At 55.4% G+C, this 20,648-nt stretch carries 20 protein-coding genes; 3 read left to right on the forward strand and 17 right to left on the reverse strand.

Features of this window, described 5'->3' with window-relative positions:
• Positions 1–114 precede the first annotated feature (114 nt).
• The 9 genes from ACXAG1_RS03405 to ACXAG1_RS03445 all read right to left on the reverse strand — a co-directional run bounded on the left by ACXAG1_RS03405 (position 115) and on the right by ACXAG1_RS03445 (position 7,619).
• Complete coding sequence (locus ACXAG1_RS03405; RefSeq protein WP_475118926.1) at positions 115–951, reverse strand: helix-turn-helix transcriptional regulator; 837 nt, start codon at positions 949–951, stop codon at positions 115–117.
• A 170-nt stretch (positions 952–1,121) separates the two neighbouring features.
• Positions 1,122–1,568 carry a YbhB/YbcL family Raf kinase inhibitor-like protein gene (locus ACXAG1_RS03410; RefSeq protein ID WP_475092827.1) on the reverse strand — a complete coding sequence of 149 codons (447 nt, stop codon included), beginning with the start codon at positions 1,566–1,568 and terminating at the stop codon, positions 1,122–1,124.
• A gap of 412 nt (positions 1,569–1,980) precedes the next feature.
• Positions 1,981–2,568 (reverse strand): nucleotidyltransferase family protein, encoded by a 588-nt coding sequence (locus ACXAG1_RS03415; protein ID WP_475118927.1) that lies wholly within the window; start codon positions 2,566–2,568, stop codon positions 1,981–1,983.
• Positions 2,561–3,586 (reverse strand): XdhC family protein, encoded by a 1,026-nt coding sequence (locus ACXAG1_RS03420; RefSeq protein WP_475118928.1) that lies wholly within the window; start codon positions 3,584–3,586, stop codon positions 2,561–2,563. The genes ACXAG1_RS03415 and ACXAG1_RS03420 overlap by 8 nt, the downstream gene beginning before the upstream one ends.
• A 132-nt stretch (positions 3,587–3,718) precedes the next feature.
• Entirely contained in the window at positions 3,719–4,066 is a 348-nt protein-coding gene (locus ACXAG1_RS03425) for an AzlD domain-containing protein (protein WP_475118929.1), read from the reverse strand.
• Position 4,067: 1 nt separating this feature from the next.
• Positions 4,068–4,805 carry an AzlC family ABC transporter permease gene (locus ACXAG1_RS03430; RefSeq protein ID WP_475118930.1) on the reverse strand — a complete coding sequence of 246 codons (738 nt, stop codon included), beginning with the start codon at positions 4,803–4,805 and terminating at the stop codon, positions 4,068–4,070.
• Between the two features lie 123 nt (positions 4,806–4,928).
• Complete coding sequence (locus ACXAG1_RS03435) at positions 4,929–6,086, reverse strand: acyl-CoA dehydrogenase family protein (RefSeq protein WP_475118931.1); 1,158 nt, start codon at positions 6,084–6,086, stop codon at positions 4,929–4,931.
• Between the two features lie 66 nt (positions 6,087–6,152).
• A complete protein-coding gene (locus ACXAG1_RS03440) occupies positions 6,153–7,091 on the reverse strand; it encodes a DMT family transporter (protein ID WP_475118932.1) in 939 nt (312 codons plus the stop codon).
• 24 nt (positions 7,092–7,115) lie between these two features.
• Positions 7,116–7,619: an Lrp/AsnC ligand binding domain-containing protein gene (locus ACXAG1_RS03445; RefSeq protein WP_475092821.1), complete on the reverse strand. Its 504-nt coding sequence runs from the start codon at positions 7,617–7,619 to the stop codon at positions 7,116–7,118.
• Positions 7,620–7,768: 149 nt separating this feature from the next.
• Between ACXAG1_RS03445 and putA the strand changes: the two genes are divergently transcribed.
• Positions 7,769–10,915, forward strand: a complete 3,147-nt coding sequence (gene putA, locus ACXAG1_RS03450; protein ID WP_475118933.1) for a bifunctional proline dehydrogenase/L-glutamate gamma-semialdehyde dehydrogenase PutA — start codon at positions 7,769–7,771, stop codon at positions 10,913–10,915.
• A 93-nt stretch (positions 10,916–11,008) separates the two neighbouring features.
• Here the strand turns inward: putA and ACXAG1_RS03455 are convergent, their stop codons facing one another.
• The 8 genes from ACXAG1_RS03455 to ACXAG1_RS03490 form a co-directional block, all read right to left on the reverse strand.
• Positions 11,009–12,859 (reverse strand): purple acid phosphatase family protein, encoded by a 1,851-nt coding sequence (locus ACXAG1_RS03455; protein WP_475118934.1) that lies wholly within the window; start codon positions 12,857–12,859, stop codon positions 11,009–11,011.
• A gap of 193 nt (positions 12,860–13,052) precedes the next feature.
• Positions 13,053–13,448: a glycine zipper family protein gene (locus ACXAG1_RS03460; RefSeq protein WP_475092818.1), complete on the reverse strand. Its 396-nt coding sequence runs from the start codon at positions 13,446–13,448 to the stop codon at positions 13,053–13,055.
• Positions 13,449–13,647: 199 nt separating this feature from the next.
• Positions 13,648–14,412 (reverse strand): hypothetical protein, encoded by a 765-nt coding sequence (locus tag ACXAG1_RS03465; protein ID WP_475092817.1) that lies wholly within the window; start codon positions 14,410–14,412, stop codon positions 13,648–13,650.
• Between the two features lie 60 nt (positions 14,413–14,472).
• Positions 14,473–15,789, reverse strand: coding sequence for a class I SAM-dependent methyltransferase (locus tag ACXAG1_RS03470; protein ID WP_475092816.1), 1,317 nt, complete (start codon positions 15,787–15,789; stop codon positions 14,473–14,475).
• A gap of 47 nt (positions 15,790–15,836) precedes the next feature.
• Complete coding sequence (locus tag ACXAG1_RS03475; protein WP_475118935.1) at positions 15,837–16,574, reverse strand: DUF1365 domain-containing protein; 738 nt, start codon at positions 16,572–16,574, stop codon at positions 15,837–15,839.
• Positions 16,574–17,854, reverse strand: coding sequence for an NAD(P)/FAD-dependent oxidoreductase (locus ACXAG1_RS03480; protein ID WP_475118936.1), 1,281 nt, complete (start codon positions 17,852–17,854; stop codon positions 16,574–16,576). Before ACXAG1_RS03480 ends, ACXAG1_RS03475 begins: the two co-directional genes overlap by 1 nt.
• The gene (locus ACXAG1_RS03485) at positions 17,854–18,642 is read right to left on the reverse strand and encodes an SDR family NAD(P)-dependent oxidoreductase (RefSeq protein ID WP_475092813.1); all 789 of its coding nucleotides are present in this window, start codon (positions 18,640–18,642) and stop codon (positions 17,854–17,856) included. Before ACXAG1_RS03485 ends, ACXAG1_RS03480 begins: the two co-directional genes overlap by 1 nt.
• A 14-nt stretch (positions 18,643–18,656) precedes the next feature.
• The gene (locus ACXAG1_RS03490; RefSeq protein ID WP_475118937.1) at positions 18,657–19,094 is read right to left on the reverse strand and encodes a nuclear transport factor 2 family protein; all 438 of its coding nucleotides are present in this window, start codon (positions 19,092–19,094) and stop codon (positions 18,657–18,659) included.
• A 237-nt stretch (positions 19,095–19,331) separates the two neighbouring features.
• Between ACXAG1_RS03490 and ACXAG1_RS03495 the strand changes: the two genes are divergently transcribed.
• Together ACXAG1_RS03495 and ACXAG1_RS03500 are read left to right on the forward strand one after the other, a co-directional pair.
• Positions 19,332–19,913 carry a sigma-70 family RNA polymerase sigma factor gene (locus tag ACXAG1_RS03495; protein ID WP_475092811.1) on the forward strand — a complete coding sequence of 194 codons (582 nt, stop codon included), beginning with the start codon at positions 19,332–19,334 and terminating at the stop codon, positions 19,911–19,913.
• A 19-nt stretch (positions 19,914–19,932) separates the two neighbouring features.
• Positions 19,933–20,628, forward strand: a complete 696-nt coding sequence (locus tag ACXAG1_RS03500; protein ID WP_475092810.1) for a ChrR family anti-sigma-E factor — start codon at positions 19,933–19,935, stop codon at positions 20,626–20,628.
• Positions 20,629–20,648: the final 20 nt, after the last annotated feature.

The following is a 20,648-nucleotide window of genomic DNA, read 5'->3' on the forward strand; positions in this document are numbered from 1 at the left end:
GCTGTTCGCGAGCGTATCTCATTGGCGGGTAGATGCACGAATCACGCTAAAAGAGTTGGCGCACCCCAAAACCCATAAAACCTATAAAACCGGCAAAGCTTCACCCTAATCCTTCTATCGCGTTTTTCTCAGCTCGCTCGGCGTCATACCAAACAACATCTTGAACTGATCAGTAAAACGGGATTGTGATCGATATCCACATCGCTCAGCGATGATTCCGATGGGTTCAATCGTACTTTGCACCAAATGCAAGCCGAAGCCGAGCTTGGTTCGATTCTTGATATTCTGGACACTTGTGTTTTCGGCCTTCAACTTCCGGCGCAATGTCGATTCGCTCATACACAAAATCGTGCAAAGTCGATCGACGCCCCAATCTTCCGAGATATCACGGTTGATTATTTCATATACCTGGTGACTCAAACTCGGAGGTTCGGCTATAGCGCAAACCTCTTCGTGACCAGACAAGTAGATTAAGTTCAATAGCTCTTGCTTGCGAAACTTCAGGGCCTCATGTGGCACCTGAGTCGAAAACTCTATCAGCTGACCGAGAGCCAAACCTAATGATCTATCAATCTCCCCCTGGAAATACTTCTTAGAACTCTTCGGTTTGTGTCCAAATTGACTGAAGTCAGAATAATCAAACTCCAGCAATACAGCAAAATACTCATTATCGCTACTGGGGATATTTCTCATATCCACATCGGGGCTATTGGAGAGGAATACAAAACTTCCTGAGGGGCACTTCTCCTTTTCCTTTCCCAGGAGCTTAGTGCCACCAAGAATAAAGATAAGTAGCGGCTTAATAACGGGAACATTGGCCAAGCGCTGTTCCTTGACCGAAGAATAAACGGAAAATGGCAGGACAGCGCTACCGCCAACAGCGGTTCTTGCCATATCCTTAAGCACTTCGTGCGAGAGAGCCCGCTGCCCCATTAATTTACCTGAAACCACAACGCTTCCTGTCCATCCATTGGAATAACACCACCGAGTGACCGAGATAAACCATCATCTCAAGCGAATACGCAGGAAAGGCTTTCTGCGAGCAGTGATACGGCAAAATTCTACAGCACCCTGCCACCTAAGCAAGAAATAGTCTTCCAAGCACTGGAGACTTTGGCTGTTTATTTACGCTCGTACAGGGCTTCTATGTTCGTGGAAGCCAGAGAGTGCGCCTTCACCATATAGCCAGCCAGGGCTCCAGATGCGCCCTCAGGAAGGGTGAGTTTTTTCGACAGAGCGTGCAAAGTGAACTGATATCGATGTACACCATGGCCTTGCGGAGGGCAGGCGCCACCAAATCCCTTTACGCCGTAGTCATTGGCGATACTGACACTACCGTCTGGCGCCAGTTTCTTACCTGGATCGCCTGCTCCAGCCGGAAGGCTGTTTACCGAAGCAGGAATATTGATCAGCTGCCAGTGCCACCAGCCACTGCCCGTCGGCGCATCCGGGTCGTAGACCATCAACGCGAACGCTTCGGTGCCTTCCGGAGCGCCCTTCCAGGAAAGTTGCGGTGAGGCATTATCGCCACTGCAACCAAACCCCTGGAATTCATGCTGCTTATTCATGAATTCGCCGTGAGAGATATCACTACTATTCAGGGTAAACGTCTCCGCATTTGCGGAACACGCCATAAGTGTTAATAGCGGTAAAGCCAGTTTAAGTGCAGAACGTCGCATTGCTAATCATCCAAGTTTGTTTCGAAGATCAAATATTATTCTTTCTCGGAGAAAGGGTTAGCGTCAAAACCGTTAACTTTTCGCCCTTATCCGTCAATACCACGGTTCCACCCAGGGAGAGTCCCGGTATTGCATAAAGTAGTACTTCGGCACCATTTCCCGGATTACACTAGGTTGTCGATACGATAAGCGTGGGGAATTAAACAGATTTGATGATTTTCCCACAGCGAAATAGTGGGAGAAGATTTGTGCCAGGAGGCCGCAGGTGAGTATGCTCGGAACCGTCCGATTCGATGGACCACTAGTTTTCGTGCCAACGAACAAGATTCTGGTGGGTATCTATATCAATGGCAGCGCGCGGCATTTCACACTCGGCAATTGGGAATTCCGCAGTATTCAGTATTGACCGCGCCCCCTGATCACCACAGAGGCGAAGAAGAAGATCAAAATATTGCGCACCAAATATAGCCGGCACCCCCCGGCTTCCCGCATAAACCCCGCAGGCCATATTATCCCCTTGAAATTGCGTGAGGAGTGCCCGGATATCGTTACGGGTAACGGCCACCTGATCCGCAAGAGTAATCAGTACCCCATCATACTCGGCCTCAAGTGCACCTACCCCTGTGGCGATTGCCGTACCCAGCCCCCTTTGCCACTCGGCGTTACGTACGAGTGTCACACCGGCGCGGCGCTCGTGGCACAAGGCCTTGCTGATTTCACGGTGCCACGCTCCGGTAACCACGTAGGTATCCGTGACCAATTCCCGAACACAGTGAATAGCCCGTAGCAGCATGGGCTGGCCATCGACATCAGCCAGATGCTTGCAGCCACCGAATCGCGTCGACGCACCGCCAGCCATAATAAGTGCCGCAATTCGGAGCTCAGACATGGGCAAGCGTACCGCTGATAGATCGCCCGCTTCCCTGATTCAACACAGCCTGGCACTCAGCGAGAATGGATAGCGCGATGGTTTCCGGGAGGTCCGCACCGATTTCAAGACCCGCTGGACCGGATATCTTTTGCTGTGTTTGGTTCGATTCGAGGCCGGCCTCGCGAACGACGCGATCCCGGCGGTTATGCGGGCCAAGCAGTGCGAGATACAACAGCGACTCCCCGTGTAGAACCGACAAAGCCGCAGCATCCAGTGCAATATTGTGACTCATTAACACCACTGCGTTGACCTGCTGATTACGGGCGAAGTCTCGCAACTCTTCTACCGGACAGCTCAGAAGTTCATCGGCATGAGGAAAATACTCTCGCCGCCCGTTGGCTGGACGAGAATCCCAGACACTGATACGCCAGCCCAATTGGTGCCCCATCGCTGCCAGTGGTCGAGCATCAATTCCACCACCAACAATCAGCAGGTGGGGTGGCGGTGAAACCGCGGTGCACAACCAGAGAGTTGTGCCCTCTTCCACGAGCTGCGCACTGCCCCGAAAAGAACGACGCTCCACGGGATCGTTGCCCATAAAGCGGGTGCACACCGAACCATCACTACCCGGTATCAATTGATAAAAATAACCGGAGCGGAATGATTGCAGTGCCTGATGCAGCTGGTCCAGATGAAGGTAGAGATTCTCCTGATACACCGGCTGCAAAAGGATATGCACGGTACCACCACACCCTATCCCAAGCTGGAACGACAGGTCGTCTTCATCACTGCCGTCATAGGTCAGGGTAACCGCACGCCGGCTGTGCATAACCCGGCGGGCCTGCTGGTGAATATCTGATTCGAGGCAACCACCACTCAGCATACCGAGCTGGTGCCCGTCGGAACTGAACAGCATCATTGCGCCCGCTTTTCGGTAGCAGGGGCCTTCGGTTTTATAGACGCTGCCCAGAACCCAGTCGCAACGATCCCGCAACGGATACCAGGCTTTTAACAGCGCGATTAGGTGACTCGACATCGAAAATTCAGTCTTCTCACAATCAGGTCTTTATAGGCAGAGTGTAGTAGCGCTTGCCGGTTGCTGCGGCCAACGCCACCGTCAATCTGAGCACGAATTACATCCAGGGTGATCTGTACGCCGCAATCCCGATTAAATGCCGGCGCTGACCATTAGTACGATGCCCCCGTATGCGGCGACACCGGCAAACACCGGCCAGCCTAGCGAGTGGGTATAGCGCCACACAACATAGGTAACCAGCACACCGACACCCGTTGCCCACCAGCTGACGGCGTTGATTGTCGATGGCACCAGCGACACGCCAAACATCGCGGAAATCATCAGCGGTCCGAGCACCGTAAGCCATGCAGGCATTGCATCCAGCGAATTGGCGGCCTGCTTTCGCATGAGGTGTCGACGCATCCACATCAGCGGCAGTGCCCGCATCAAGAAGGTGCCCAGTGCAGTGGCTATTAGCGCAAACCAGAGTTCGCTACCCATTCTATCCCCCACCAGCGCGGTTAATTTTGTCGCGCACCAAGATATTAAGACCGTAATACACCAGCCCCCCACACAGGGCAGCAATTGGAATTGCGGCGTTTTTCATACCGAACACGGCAAAGGAAAGTGCGATCGTGACCGTTGCAGCAAGAGTAATAGCCCAGTGTCTGGACGCGAATTTCGGAGCCAGTAAAACCAGGAACAACGCGGGCAGAGCAAACGGCATGACTTCGCCGAGCAGCGGCCAGCGCTGTGTTAACTCTTTGCCAGCAACAGCCCCCAGTGCCGTCCCGCCAATCCAGCTGAACCATGCAACGACAGAAACACCGATATACCAGCCCATCCGCTCATCGGCTCGGAGCTGGGGCAGGCGCACATGAGACAGCGCGAAAATCTGATCGGTCAATCCATGCATCAGCCAGGGCCACCATCGGCTTCCTGAAAGCCAGGGCGCAATATTCGGGCCGTAGACCAGGTGCCGCGCATTGATCAACAAAGTCATTACCACCACAAACCACAGCGGCGCACCGGCAGCGACCATAGCGACAAACAGGAATTGGGATGCACCGGCGTAAACGAGCGTGGATATCAGTACCGACTCCCACGCAGTAAACCCGGACTGCACCGCAATCAGACCAAAGGAAATCGCCACGGGGATATATCCACCAAGCAACGGGATGGCCTCCCGCGCCCCGACCAGCCAAGCCTGTCTTTGGGGTGTGTCAGTCTGAGGATTCAAAATCCGACCCTCCTTAAAATCTTTGAAACGGGAACCGTGGCCTACCCCACAAACCACAAAGCCCCAGCAGCCGGGTGCGGCTACTGGGGCTTTTTTATTGCGAGTGTGGCCGATACTCGCGAGTTAGCGCACGCCTTCCAGTAGATGACGGGCAATAATTAAGCGCTGAATTTCACTGGTACCCTCGTAAATAGTGGTGATACGCACATCGCGCGCCATCCGCTCAAGTGGAAACTCACGAGTGTAACCAACACCACCATGCATTTGCAGGGCAACGTAACAGGCTTCATTGGCCTTTTCAGAAGCATACAGTTTTGCCATGGACGCTGTAGGCCCGAATGGCTTGCCGACATCCTTTTGCCATGCAGCCTGTAACAGCAACAGACGGGCAGCCTCCATCTCGGTAAATTTATCCGCTAACTGCCACTGCAAACCCTGGAACTGGGCCAATGGTTTGCCGAACTGCTCGCGCTCCTGTAAATAAGCCCGAGCGCAATCCAATGCTTCGAGCCCGATACCGAGCGCCAGAGAGCCAATGCCGATCCGACCACCCGCCAGCTCACCTGCAGCTATGCGAAAACCACGGTTTTCGTCACCCAGCATATTGGCCGCAGGCACACGGCAATCTTCAAAGGCGACTTCATTCGTGACCGAGGCCTTCTGCCCCATCTTTTCTTCTGCCTTGCCGATCACCAGTCCCGGCGTACCGGCCTCCACCAGAAAACAGGAAATGCCCTTTCCTTTCGGCGCTGCGGAATCGGTCACCGCCCAAACCACGAACACCCCGGCAAACTCGGCACTACTGATAAACAGTTTGCTGCCATTCAAAACGTAGTGATCACCGTCTTTCACCGCACGGGTTCGCATGGCCGCAGCATCGGAACCGGAGCTTGGCTCCGTCAGACAGAATGATCCCGCCGGGTATTCGCCACTGCAGATCTTGGGCAGAAAATACCCTTTTTGATCTTCGGTTCCCATTGTCTGAATCACTTCAGCCACCATGTTGGTAACCGAAGTCGTGGTGGCAGTGGAGGCACAGCCCCGCGCAATTTCAGTAATGGCGAGACCGAAGGCGACGGTTCCCGCCCCTGTACCGCCGAATTCCGGGTCGATATTGATTCCCATAAACCCAAGCTCTGCCAGTTCCTTGAGCTTTTGTAAAAACAGCGGGCGGTTGCCGGTTTTATCCAGATCGGCGGCTATCGGCTTCAGTTCGCTGTCAGCGAACTGCCGCGCAGCTTCCTGAATCATCTGTTGTTCATCGGACAGTTCAAAATTCATGACAGTTTCTCGCTCATCTTCGAATGCATCTGGCCGTTACGTATATCCCGGAATGCATCGTTATTGTTATAAGTGTTTAATCGACTTTCGACCCAGCAACAACCGCCGTACTGCACCCTGCTGGATTGCCACACCCAGAAGTATCAGTGCCAACCCACCAATGGTGGCCAGGTGAATACTCTCTCCAACCAGCAGGGCAATCAGCAACAGCGACAACGGCGGGGAGAGATAAATAAAGTTACTGATACGCGCAGTATTGTCGCAATGCATCAGCGCAGCCTGCCAGAGTAGGAAGGCGATTCCCATTTCGAACAGGCCAACGTAGGTAGCACCAATCCAACCGGCGAGCGGCGGCCAATGCCATCCCCCCTGCCACCACACTGCAGCCGCCAACCAGGGCAGCCCGCAACAGAATGTCAGAAACAGATTTACCGCCGCATTGCCACCGATACGGGTGTTCAACAACCAGTAGCAGGACCAGATCAGGGTACTGAGCAGTGCCAGCGCAACGCCCCAAGGCTGCTCAAAGTGAAGCTCGGCCAGATTCCCCCGGGTGGCAATCACCAGTACCCCGCCATAGCACACCAGACCAGCGAGCAGGTCCTGCCGGCGCAACGTCTGCTTCAGCACCGGCACGGATAACAGCGCAAGCACTACTCCCCAGGTGTAATTGAGAGGCTGTGCCTGTTGTGCCGGCAGCAAATCATAGGCATGAAACAGAACGAGGTAATAGAGGAAGGGATTGCAAAATCCCAGAGCAAGAAACCAGCCCCGGGAATGCCGCCAGGCACAGCCTATTTCCCGCACACGCCCTTGCCACACTACTACCGCCCCCATAAACACGGTGGATACAACAGACGCAATGGTCACCAACTGCAGCGGAGACAGATACTGCAGGGATAGCTTGAATGCGCTGGCCACTGTAGACCAGCACAGCACTGCCGCCAGCGCAAACCAGGTCGCGCGGCGGTTATTGCTCACGGTCTGGGGAACGGACGTTTCCATACAGAGACGGGTACCACGGAACACTCAGCGCTTGCCGCTTTTGAGGTCCTGCTCCGGGATAGCCACCGAGGTATCGGTTTTTACTTCCTCAATCACCACATAGGTATGGGTTTCCCGCACACCGGGTACCGAAGCGAGCTTTTCGCCAAGGAATTGGCGGTACCCGAGCATATCCTTGATACGAATTTTTACCAGGTAGTCAAAGCCGCCGGCCACCATGTGGCACTCCTGAACCTCTTCGAGACTGGACAAATGCTTATTGAATGCTTCCAGCGCTTCGGTCGCGGTATCCGTCAGGGATACCTGGATATAGACAACGAGGCCCGCATGGACCTTCAGCGGGTCCAGCAGCGCAACATATTCTTTAATAAAGCCTTCACGCTCCAAACGCTTGACCCGTTCGAGGCACGGCGTAGGACTCAGATTGACGCGTCGCGCCAGTTCCACATTGGGAAGGCGGCCTGCGCGCTGAAGAATCCGCAGAATCTGGCGATCAATACGGTCCAGATCTTCCAATTTCCGAGACATAGCAAAATACCCTACTGGTGATTAACCGGATAACCCCGATATTTAACCACACTTTCTTCCAAAATGGAGATTAATTCTGGGATTAATCCCACATAATCCGGGTTTTTATCCTGCATCCATTTCCCCCAGGGAGTTCTAAGGAAATACCTATGCCTACACACTTCGCCGGAGAACTGAAGAGCGCGCGCCAGAACGCCCGCAAGTATCTGCATGCGGACGAGAACCAGTGCGTCAGTGAGCTGTTGGCGGCCCCGCGCCCGGGCGAAGCATTGCGGGAGAAAATCCTGTCGACCGCGAGCCAGCTGGTGGTCAAATCCCGCGAGCAGCGCAGCAAGCGCGGCACACTGGATGCCTTTCTTCAGCAGTTCGGCCTTTCCAATAAGGAGGGCGTGGCGCTCATGTGCCTGGCGGAGTCCCTGCTGCGGGTACCGGACGCGGACACAGCCGACAAACTGATCGCCGAAAAGGTGCACTCTGGCAACTGGTCCAGCCATCGCGGCCAATCTGACTCCCTGTTCGTGAATGCCTCCACCTGGGGTTTGATGCTCACCGGCAACATTGTGGAGCTGGACCCGGACATCACGGAAAAGCCATCTACCATGATGAAACGCCTGGTCAGCCGCATGGGCGAGCCCATGGTCCGCACCTCCATGATGCAGGCGATGAAAATCATGGGCGGCCAGTATGTGCTCGGTCGCACCATCAAGGAAGCACTCAAACGTGGCCCCGCGGAAAACGTGCCGGGCACCCGCTTTTCCTTCGATATGCTGGGCGAAGGCGCGCGCACCATGTCCGATGCGCAGCGCTACTACGACGCCTACATGATGGCCATTGAAGCCATTGGCGCTGACAACACCAAACGCGATGTGGTGGAGGCCAACGGCATATCCATCAAGCTTTCGGCCCTGCATCCGCGCTATAGCGAACTGCAGCGCGAGCGCGTAATGACCGAACTGCTGCCCAGCGTAAAGTCCCTGTGTGCAGCCGCGGCCAAGTACGATATGGGACTAAACATCGATGCGGAAGAAGCCGAGCGCCTGGATATCTCCCTGGACATCTTTGAGTCTCTCGCCCGCGATCCGGAGCTGGCCAATTGGCAGGGGCTGGGCTTTGTTCTGCAGGCTTACCAAAAGCGCGCCCCCCACGTCGCCGACTGGCTGATCGCCCTCGGCCGCGACACCGGGCGCAAACTGATGGTGCGCCTGGTAAAAGGTGCCTACTGGGACACCGAGATCAAGCACGCGCAACAGATGGGCCTGGCGGATTACCCGGTGTATACCCGCAAGTGCCACACCGACCTCTCCTACCAGGTGTGCGCGAAGAAACTTCTGGATGGTCGCGATGCCATCTACCCGCAATTCGCCACCCACAACGCCTACACCGTAGGCCTGATCCTTGAGCTGGCAGGCGACGGGAATGACTACGAATTCCAGCGCCTGCATGGCATGGGCCATCTGCTTTACGACCAGATCGAAGCGGTACACGGCAAGCGCGTACCGGTACGGGTCTATGCGCCGGTCGGCGCACATAAAGACCTGCTTCCCTACCTGGTTCGCCGCCTGCTGGAAAATGGTGCCAACAGCTCTTTCGTCAACCGCTTTATGGACGAAAAAACACCGGTCGCAGAACTGGTGCAGGATACCCTCAAGCAAAGTGAAGCCTGCAACCCGTACCGCCATCCGGAAATCCCGGTACCAGCGGACATCTATCTGGGCCACGAGGCATTGCCACGCAAAAATTCATCCGGTATCGAGCTTACTGACCCACATGCCGTCGGGCCGTTGCTGCAGGCAGTGGAAGCCACCCAGGATCAATCCTGGACCGGTGGTCCCATCGTTAACGGTGTTGCCACTGCGGCAGATTTGCCCGTGGTGAACCCGGCGACCGGCGAACTGGTCGGCCATACTGCCAACGCCAGTGCGGCACAAATTCAGCAAGCGTTCGAACTGGCATCCGAGCACCAGCGTGCCTGGAACCGCCTCGGCGGCAATGCACGCGCGAAGATCCTCGACAAGGTCGCCGACCTGTACGAGCAACACCTGGACGAGCTGGTGGCAATGATCTGCCGCGAAGCCGGCCGAACCCTGAACGACGGTATTTCTGAAGTGCGTGAAGCGGTCGACTTCTGTCGCTACTACGCCAACGGTGCACGCCAGCATTTCAGCACACCGACGGTATTGCCGGGACCAACCGGTGAAAGCAACGAACTGAGCCTGTGTGGCCGCGGTGTCTTTGTCTGCATCAGCCCGTGGAATTTCCCACTGGCCATTTTCACCGGCCAGGTAGTCGCCGCTCTTGCCGCCGGCAACGGCGTGTTGGCGAAGCCCGCAGAGCAAACCCCACTGATCGCCGCCCGCGCCATCCAGTTGATGCATGAAGCGGGCGTTCCGGCAAAGGTACTGCACCTGATTACCGGTACAGGCGCCGCCGTCGGCAAACCACTACTGGATGACCCGCGCGTTGCCGGTGTTGCCTTCACCGGTTCAACAGAAACCGCCAAGCACATCAACATGCAGCTGGCTGCCAAAGATGGTCCGATTGTTCCATTGATTGCGGAAACCGGTGGCCAGAACGTAATGATCGTGGACTCCACTGCCCTGCCCGAACAGGTGGTGGACGATGTCATTCAATCCGCGTTCCTCAGTGCCGGTCAGCGCTGTTCCGCACTGCGCATCCTCTGCGTACAGGACGTGATCGCGGACAACCTGCTGAACATGCTGAAAGGCGCGTGCGAAGAACTGAGCCTGGGCGATCCGTCCAGACTGGAAACCGATATCGGCCCCGTCATTGACGAAAAAGCCCTGGGTCTGCTTGAGAAACATCGCGAGCGTATGGCTCAGGAAGCCAAGCCGCTATTCTCCTTCGACGCGGCAAAACAGCCAGCCAGCGGTACGTTCTTTGGCCCGCAGGTAGTCGAGATTGAAAACTTTGATCTGCTCAAGCGCGAAGTATTTGGCCCCTTCCTGCATGTGGTGCGCTTTAAGGCCGACGAGCTGGAAGATGTAATCCGCCGGATCAACGCTACAGGCTACGGCCTGACCTTCGGGCTGCACTCCCGTATCGAAGGGCGTGCCGGAGCGATTTTCAAACGCATCGACGCAGGCAATTGCTATGTAAACCGCGACATGGTCGGCGCGGTAGTTGGCGTAAACCCATTTGGTGGTATGGGCCTGTCCGGCACCGGTCCCAAAGCCGGTGGTCCGCACTACCTGTTCCGCTTCGCCAACGAAAAAACGAAGACCATCAATACCGTTGCCACTGGTGGCAACACTCAGTTGTTCACCCTGGGGCAGTAACTGCGCCAACGGTTCCAGACACAAAAAAGCCCGGAAATTCCGGGCTTTTTTGTGTCTGGATCTATCACTGGATGATATTTTTCAGGACCGCTATTACCTCTTGGCCTGCGCGCTTCCCGCCGGTTTCATCAGTGAAAACTCATCAATCACCGTTCCCTGATCGTCAATTGCACGGTACTTGAGTGAGCCGATCAGTGGGTCCACATCGATTACCTGATAGGTTCGGGTATTCACTGCACCAAACGCCGCAAACTCCGGTAACTCCTGCTCATACATTTTGGTGCCGGAGACGGCCACCAGATAGATAGTGCCCTGCTCACCCTTGGCAACCGGCTCGTTGCCACGCATTGGGACAGTGCGCATATAGGCGTGATCGTGCCCCTGGAATGCGATATCGACATTGTGTTTGTCGAAGATTGGGCCCCAGGTATCGCGGATGGATTTGTTATCACGCCCTTCGCGGGAGGCATAGAACGGGTGGTGATAAATCACCACTTTCCAGCGTGCATCGCTCTCGCCCAGCACTCGATCCAGCCAGTCCACCTGCAGCTCGGGTTCCACCAGGTGATAGTTGGAGTCCATGACCACCACAAGCAAGTCCTGATAGGTCACATGGTACGTGCGCCCGGGATCCAGCTTGCTGCTGCCGTTCTCAGGCAACGCAAATTGCTTCAGGTACAGGGTCGGGTGGCCACCGTGGCTGTCGTGGTTGCCCAGTGCCGGCACCACCATGGAACGATCGAATACGGAACTGCCCTCGTGGAAAAACTGGTCCCAGTTATCCTGTTCCTGGCCGTGATCGATCAGGTCTCCCGCAATCATGTAGAAGCGCGCGTGCGGGAATTCAAAGTCGGCCTGACGGATCAACTGCCCCCAGCGATTCAGCCCATTCTGGGGGTCACCGAGATAGACAAACGAGAATGGCTCATTCGGCACGGACGCCGCGGTGCGGAACTCTCGCGGCTCGCTCCAGCTCTTGCCGCCGTCGGCACTCACCGCATAGAGGTAATCGGTCGCGGGCTTGAGTCCCTGCAAGGCAACCCGGTGCAATCGCACCACCGGATCATTGACCACCTGACGGGTGCGCAATTCGATAGATTTGGCGGTCTTGCGCTCTACTCCTTTCATGCCGCGCGCAAAGAAGTCACTTTTGGGTGCCACCCACAGTAGCCCCTGACGCGCACTGTCATCGGTCCGCCACTGCACCGTGGCACTGGTCGCCGGGTCTCCCTGCCAGGTCAGCTGTAAATGGTCTGGGCGCGGAGATGACGGGTAGCGCGTCTCACGGAAATACCCAACAAAGCGGGAAACAAGCTCCCAACTCTCGAAACTACGCAGCACCGGAAGCCCCACCAATGCTTTCGGCAGGGTATTGAAGTAATCGTTGTCGTCAATAAACGGCTTGCCGCCGACCTTTGCAATTTCAACATCAGCGCCTGCCGTCAGCGGAGTGATTCTGACCATCTCGCGCCCATTGGCCGGAGCAGCAAAGACCAGATAGGGTTTCAGCTCGCCGGAGAGGCTCGGTACCCCAAGGTGCACCGCACCAGGCGCCACCTCTTTAGACCACACGTGGTATGGGTCTTCCTCATCCACGATAAAATCCAGCTCCGCACGACGAGTGAATTTCTGGTCAACAAGCCAGAACGGCGTCTCTCCGTAGGACGCGTCAAATGCGACAAAAATGACCGCACTGCGATCTACCTGGAAGCGGGAAAAAGCCGTGCCGAGGTAATCGCGCTCCTCCGGCGAGAGAAACGCCACCACTGACTCCGGCGTCAGCGCAATTCGCTCGGCCGGTGAAAGCTCTTCAGACATACGGTCAATGATCGCAGAAACACGCTGTTCGAGTTTCGCGTGCACGTTGTCCTGTGGCTCGGCGGCGACCAAGCCACCAGCGAAAGACAGGAAAACCGTCAAAATCAGATTAGAAAATATGCGCATGAAACCCCCTGCTATTTTTGCGGAGATTCTAACGACATATTCGAAAAGGTGGAGTCAGGGATATGAATTTTTCATGTCAGTTTGATGACAGAGAATCGGAGACAGGCACACCAAGCAGCGACCAGACGCAAAAAAGCCGGGCTTACAAGCCCGGCGCAACATCCTGTGGTTTGCCGAATAACTTACCGCAGCACTAGTTCAACACTCGATACCCGCGTCCGCGCAGGCAGTTGCGCGCAATGTAATTCTGTTCAGCATGGGCACTACCCACGCCACTAACCCCGCCGATCAGCGCACCGGCCGCTGCAGCACCCGCCGCGGCGCTGCTGGTATCACCAATAATTGCGCCCAGCGCACCGCCCAGCAACGCGCCTCCCGCGGCACGAGTGACACCGCGTCGACCGGCGTCATTGCGCGCCGCCATCGACATGGATTTGCAGTCTGCCAAGTCCAGCTGATATTGCCGCATATTGACCCCCTGCGTATCGATCACGATATCGCCGGCTCCGTACACCTGCTCCTGCTGATAGGCACAGCCAAACAGGGTTACTGCGCTCAGGCCCACAGCGGCCATAAAACTGAACTTCATTGGCGCTCCTCATCACATTTTGTCGCCTGTATCCTCTTAGGTTTAGACCAATGTGGAAGATCGCGCCATGGTGGTTTGCAATATACAAGATGTCGCTTAGAGAAAAGCTGGATGGAAGTAACAGTGACACAGGAGTGAAAGTGGAGAGAGACTGAAAGGTAGGCAGCGCTAAGTGACCAGAATGGTGGGCTTGTCCACCCTACCGATAGTGATACTGGATTTCGAGAACCTGGGATTCGCCCGCGCCATCCAGCACATTCACGGTACCGCGGAATTTGCTGAGACGGAGCCCGACGCGATCGGCAGCGCGCAGATCCTGATCTGGCAATCCAGCGCCGCCAGACGCGACCGCGTACTCGAGGTAGATAAGCGAGCCAGATATCCAGCGCAACAGTCCGCTGGCCAAACCGACGTCGACACAAAGGAATGCCTCACTCGAGCGACAGGATGCGGAACGGGCCTGCAAGCGAACAGCGCGACCGTGTGGCGGCGACGCAAAGCCAAACTCTATCGCTTCCCCTGCCGCGAGAACTTGATAATGCTCGCGCACATAAGCATCGAACCCCGCGTCCACCACATCCAGCTGCGAGACGGGCACAGTTCGCTCCTTCATTCTCGCGCCTGCATGCGGACGATAGCGCAGCAACCAGTCTCCACCGGCCCGTACAACCTCCCGGACTTCCCCAAGCCGAAAGTCCTCCTGTGCGACCTCGGGCCGGGGCTCCGTGACCAAAGGCTCGCTAACCAGATCACCATGCAACCGCTTTTCTGCGATTTTCACTCCCGCGGGATCAAAGTACAGAACACGCCACTGGCCCTGATCAGGAAGGAAGTACTCGCAATATTGCGCAGCGCCATCGGCGGGTGATACCGCTAGACCGACTATTTCAGCGCGCTCGTTGACGTCTTCCGGAGCGGCACAACCAAACACCGAAAGTGACATAACCAGTAGCGACGTGATCATTGAGGAACTCGTATAACTCCGTTAACTGCTCAAAGTTCGCATCAGGGTAAGAGAACTGTATCAGTGCAAATCCGGAAGCTTGCGACAACGGGGCTTGGCGAAGGTGAACTGTGCAGTACTGATAGCCCGCTCCAGAAAACCGCCCTCGCAATAGCAGAGGTAAAAGTCCCACATATTGATAAAGCGCTGGTCAAAACCCTGAGCACGGATATCATCGATATGTTCGAAAAATTTATCACGCCAGGACGCGAGCGTTTTTGCATAATCAAAAGTAATATCGTCGAGCCCAACGATCTGCATATCGGTGTGCTCGGCGACATTATTTGCGACGACCTGATTGGATGGCAGGCAACCGCCAGGGAAGATGTAGCGCTGAATGAAATCAACACTGTTCTTGTAGCTATCGAAACGTTGATCCTGGATAGTAATCGCCTGCATCACCATGATTCCATCCTCTTTCAGAAGCGCGCTGCAGCGACTGAAAAACGTGGCATAGTACTGATGACCGACTGCTTCGATCATCTCGATTGATACGATCTTGTCAAACTGCCCTTCCAGCTCTCGATAATCCTTGAGCAAAAGCGTTACCCTGTCACCCAGCCCTTCCCGTTCAACCCAAGACCTTGCATATTCGTACTGTTCGCGGGAAATGGTGGTCGTAGTCACTTTGCACCCAAAGTGCTTCGCCGCGTAAACCGCCATGCCGCCCCAGCCGGTACCAATTTCGAGCAGATGGTCGGAAGGCTTCAACTGCAACTTGCGGCAAATCCTGGCCATTTTGAATTCAGATGCCTCAGTCAGGCTCGCACCATCGGACGGAAACACCGCGCTCGAGTACAACATCGTGGGATCAAGAAAAAGCCCGAAGAAATCGTTTCCAAGATCATAGTGCGCAGCGATATTCTTTCGAGAACCCCGCAGAGAGTTCATATTCAATCGATGCAACACTTTCAGCACTGCCTTGTGCAGGAAACTCCAGCGCGAGTCGAGGTCCTGTAGCAAGTCGACATTGGCGACCATCAGCCGGATCACCTGAACCAAGTCCGGTGAGCGCCACGCCGATTCCATATAGGCCTCTCCAGAACCAATTGTTCCGTTAAGAAGTACCTGGGTGTACGTCGACGGATCGTCGACATGAATGTGCGCCTCGATATCCGAGAAGCCTGCAACCTGTCCAAACTGAGCCACCGACTTTTCGCCGAAATTCTCATGAACGTAAAGAGTCCCCACACTGATCGAGCGCAGTTTTGCCAACACCAACTTTCTGGCGAGTCGATCGAACCACTGGAGCTCAGCGGAATTTAGTTCCTCCTGCCCGGTATCCGAAGAAACAGGGGGTACAGCCGTTTCCGCAATGTCTTTCTGCATAGGGTTCATGACGGACAAATCTCTCCAACACAAAAATTTAGTCGAAAATTCGTAATTCACGTTTTGGGGTGCGTATGAATGGGTACGCGCTTGAGCCATAACCTGAGCGCTTCCCAGTAAATGGCCCCAATGACTTTTACGGTAAACAGTGGGTATCGGATCAATTTGCGGGCCAATACGGCAGGGGTAATCTCCTCCCGCTGCAGCGACATACAGGCATCGAAAACACACTCCCCTCCTTGCTCTGAGCGGATACTCACGGTCAGGCGCTTTCCCGGTGTCGTGCTTCGCCAATGATAGGATTGTTCGAGGGGCATAAACGGCGAAACGTGCAGCGACTTGTTGAAAATGGCTCTCTGAACCCTTCCGCCATTTACGGGTAGCACATAGCCATGGCGCTCATTCCAGGGCGTATTGTGAACGTCTACCAGCAATGTTTGGATCTGCTCCCCGGAAGCATCAAAACAGTAATAGATACTAATGGGGTTCATGTTGTATCCAAAGTATCGCCAATTGGCCAGGAACGCGATGGGCCCTACAGGGCGCTCTCCGAGCGCGCGCTCCACCCTGTCACGGACGGCCTGATCCAGTGGGACAGAAGGATCGCCGTAGAAATCTTCACGACAGAAACGGGCGGGGGAAAATGCCGATGCGGACCACAACCACGACTGCTCCAGAATCTTGGGAATCTCATCGAGAAACGCAAAAACCATGAATCCCTGGTAGCGAAACCAGTGCGTTCTCGGCGAAAATCGTCGATGCTGAATCCATCCGGAGTAGATGCCACTACGCATCAGAAATCCACTCCCAATGCCTTGGCCACCCGCACCGCACTCACAACACCGTCCTCATGAAAGCCATTGGCCCAGTAGGCGCCACAAAACCAGGTGCGATTGACACCATTAATCTCCGCCCAGCGCGTTTGTGCCGTGTTCCCCTGCACAGAGAATTGCGGATGCGCGTACTCGAATCGCCCGATCACTTTTTCTGGATCAATCAGCTGATCCGCATTCAGGGTTACGCAGTACGTTTTTTCGGAGTCTAAACGCTGCAGAATATTCATATTGTATGTGAGCGCAGGCAATACGGACTCATCGCCCTGCAGGCGATAGTTCCAACTTGCCCACGCCGACTTCCGTTTTGGCAGCAGGCGCTCGTCGGTGTGCAGTACGACCGAGTTTTTCTCATACGGAATATGGCCGAGAATGTCACTTTCGGCGGAATCGGCATCACCGAGGATCTCCAGTGCCTGATCCGAGTGGCACGCGAAGATCACCTGGTCAAAGTGCTGCGAACACACTTCACCCGATGGCGGCCGATACTCCACCTCTACATGCGACCCCATACGCATTACACGCTGTACAGGAGTGCTGAGATGAATGCGATCGGAAAACGATTGGGCCAGGGGAGCAATATAACTTCTCGAACCTCCCTTTATTACACGCCACTGAGGGCGGTTGAAGAGATTAAACAGTCCGTGGTTATAAAAAAACCGCACAAAGAAATCGACCGAAAAATCCAGCATGCGAGACATGCTCGCAGACCAGATAGCGGACCCCATGGGCACAAGATAGCGCGAGGCAAACTCAGCGGAATATCCATTGCCATCCAGGTAGGCACCAAGTGTTGTGGACTCGTGCAGCGCGCCGCGCTTCCAGTCCTCCACTGCAGCGCGATTGAAGCGAACGATATCCCGCAACATACGCCAATGACCGCCGTCCAGAAGGTTTCGACGCTGGGCGAAAAGCGCATTCAAATTATTTCCGGCATACTCAATTTCCCGTTGCCGTCCGCACTCTGACGCCGGAGCGGATACACTGAACCCCATATCGGTAGCCAGATTTTCAACACCCAACTGATCCATCAATTTGATAAAATTCGGGTAGGTCCAGTCGTTAAACACGATAAACCCGGTATCGACCGCAAAGCTCCGCTCACCTTCCACGACGTCTACCGTGGCGGTATGGCCGCCGAGGCGGTCATCTGCCTCGAACAGTGTTATCTCATGGTCTTTATTCAGCAGATAAGCCGCGGTCAGCCCGGAAATCCCGCTACCAATAATCGCAATCCGCATTACGATCTCCTCAATTTACGTATTCTGGTCAGACGAGGTGCAATCAGGCGAAACCAGACCGCCGGGCACCATCGGAGCATACGCAGCGGCCAGCTCAGGCGCCGGGGAAAATCGATAACGTGCTGATTGCGTTTTAAGCCGGACAGAATACGCTCGGCCGCTTCATCTGGGCTCATCAGAAATGGCATGTTGAAATCATTCGTTCTCGTTAACGGGGTGTCGATAAATCCGGGGCGGACCAGAACGGTACGCAGGGGAACATGCACAGTGTCCGCGCGCAGCGACTGGAGGAAATACTCCACTGCCGCTTTGGAAGCGCCATAGGCCTCCGCACGGGGAAAGCCAACCACCGAAGACAAACTGCCAACAGCAACGAAGACCGGTTCACGACTGTTCGACAGTAGAGGCAGCGACTCCCTGAGCGTATTGACCACACCGAAAAAATTCCCATTGAAGACTCGGCGATAACGGCCGATGTCCATCGTCAGGTCATTCTCATATTCACAGATACCCGCACAGGCAATCACCAGGTCCAGCTGGTCTGTCACGTCGCGCAGTGCTGCCCCGGCTTCAGACATGGACTGGTCGTTTCCTACATCACAGTCCAACACTTTCACGCGTTTGGGTGCCGATTGCTGGATCGCGAGCAACGGTTCGCGAGTTCGCCCACTGACAATCACAAAGTGCTCATCGGCAATAAGACGTCGCGCCAAAGCCTCGCCGATGCCGGAACCGGCGCCGGTGATCCATATGTTTAACTTGTTCGACCATCGCGCTGAATCAGTCACTCTGCCCTCCACTATTACCCAGGATCACCCAGGCGCCGCTTTATCTGCCGGATAACGACACCGAGCAGTGGCACCTGCTCATAGATCATTGCGCCGAGGTCATATACATCCTCATGTAATACCACACGGTCTCCGTGTTCATCCAAACCCACTAGCGAGGCACCACGCAGCGTCAGCAACGCTCCACCCTTGAGTTTTGGATGACGGTAGTGCATCGACCACCAGAGGCTGTGCCAGCGCCCGTCCCGGACTGTCCGTTCAAATTCAAACCGACATTCCAGCAAGTTGACCGACACACCGGCGAAATACGCTTGCATCGCCTCTATACCCGCAATCTGGTGTACCGGATCACGAAAAACCACATTGGCCGCATAAACATCGGCTATGGATTCGGCATCCGCTTTCAGAAAATCGGCGTACAGGGCTTCTAATCGCTCCAGGACATCAGACATTGCGAGTCTCTTTCCTTTGCCAAACAGGGAACATGGAGTCATTTACGCCCAGGCGCCGATTTCGGATTACCCGCCACCGGACCATTGTGGCCGTGTTGAGTATTATTCCGGCTCGCTGAGTGATCCAAGCCGCATCGGATTCCGTACACAAGTCGAGCAAGTGCAGACAGGCAGAAAACGGAGACCGGTTTAGCTATCATGGTCGCAATACATCCCACACAGGGCGGAAAGAGCAGCGTGCAGGCACCTGATCAGACAAGAGACGACGAGTGGAGCAGTCTGCTGGTTCGCGTTGGCCGCGACCGGGACAGGCAGGCTTTCGAGCGCCTGTTTAGCCACTTTGCCCCCTTGATCCGCGGCTTCCAGTTCAGCCGCGGGGGACAAAGCTCAGCTCCCGAGGCAGCCGATGAACTCGTTCAGGAGGTGATGTTCCGAGTATGGACCAAGGCACCCACCTTTCGTCCGGAGAAGGCGGCGGCGAGCACCTGGGTGTTCACTATCATGCGCAACTGCCGCATTGATGCGCTGAGAAGAAGCAGTCGGCAACCAGCCGCCGACGACAGCCTCAATGTCGAAGATATCTGGGATGACAGCCAGGACGAGCAGCCACTGGTGTACCTGCAGCAAACCCGCAATCAGCACGCCATTGCCGCGGGACTGGAAACTCTTCCACCAGAGCAGAGCCACGTTATCGAGAAAGCCTATGTGGAAGGCAAATCCCACAGTGAAATATCCGAGGAGTTAGGACTGCCGCTGGGCACGGTTAAATCCCGCGTGCGTCTGGCCCTCAAGAAACTTCAAAGCACCATTGCCAGGTAAAGAGGTCAGGTAGGGAGCTATGATTCACCACCACCCCGACAACAATTTATTGCTGGAATATGCCAGTGGTAGCCTCAACTGGGCCCACAGCCTGGTAGTTTCGGCCCATATCCAGCTATGCCCCAAGTGCGCTGCGCAGATGAAGCTGCTCAACAGTGTTGGAGGCAACCTGCTTGCCACCGCTACCCCCGCCGGGACTGCAGGAAATGACGATGCCGGCGCTTTCAGCAAGCTGATGCAGCGGATTGATGCGGAACCAGCGGTATCCGCGAGCCACCGGTCAGTTTCAGACAACCAACCCCGACCACCCTGGGACCCGATATTTGCGGCGGTACCGCCAGTGGTCAGGAAGTTACTCGCAGACAACCCGATACTTCACTGGCGCCGCCTGTCGAAGGGATTAAAAGAGGCACGCCTGAAAACGGGCCAGAATGAGCGAGAAGTGTCTTTTCATCGCATTGCACCGGGTAGCAAGGTCGCCGAGCACGATCACCGCGGCAGGGAGATTACCATGGTGCTTTACGGTAGCTTTTCCGATGGCGACGGCGTGTATACAACGGGAGATTTCCTAGTGCGAGAGCCGGGGCAAGTACACCGCCCTACCGCCACCCAGGATCAAGAGTGCCTCTGCCTGTCAGTGGTGGAGGCCCCGGTAGCCTTGACAGGTATCTTCGGAAAAATCGTCAATCCGTTTTTATCCATCAAGCCACAGTAAATTTCCTGCCAAAAAAAACG

It is taken from the genome of Microbulbifer sp. ABE4_465 (assembly GCF_056160765.1).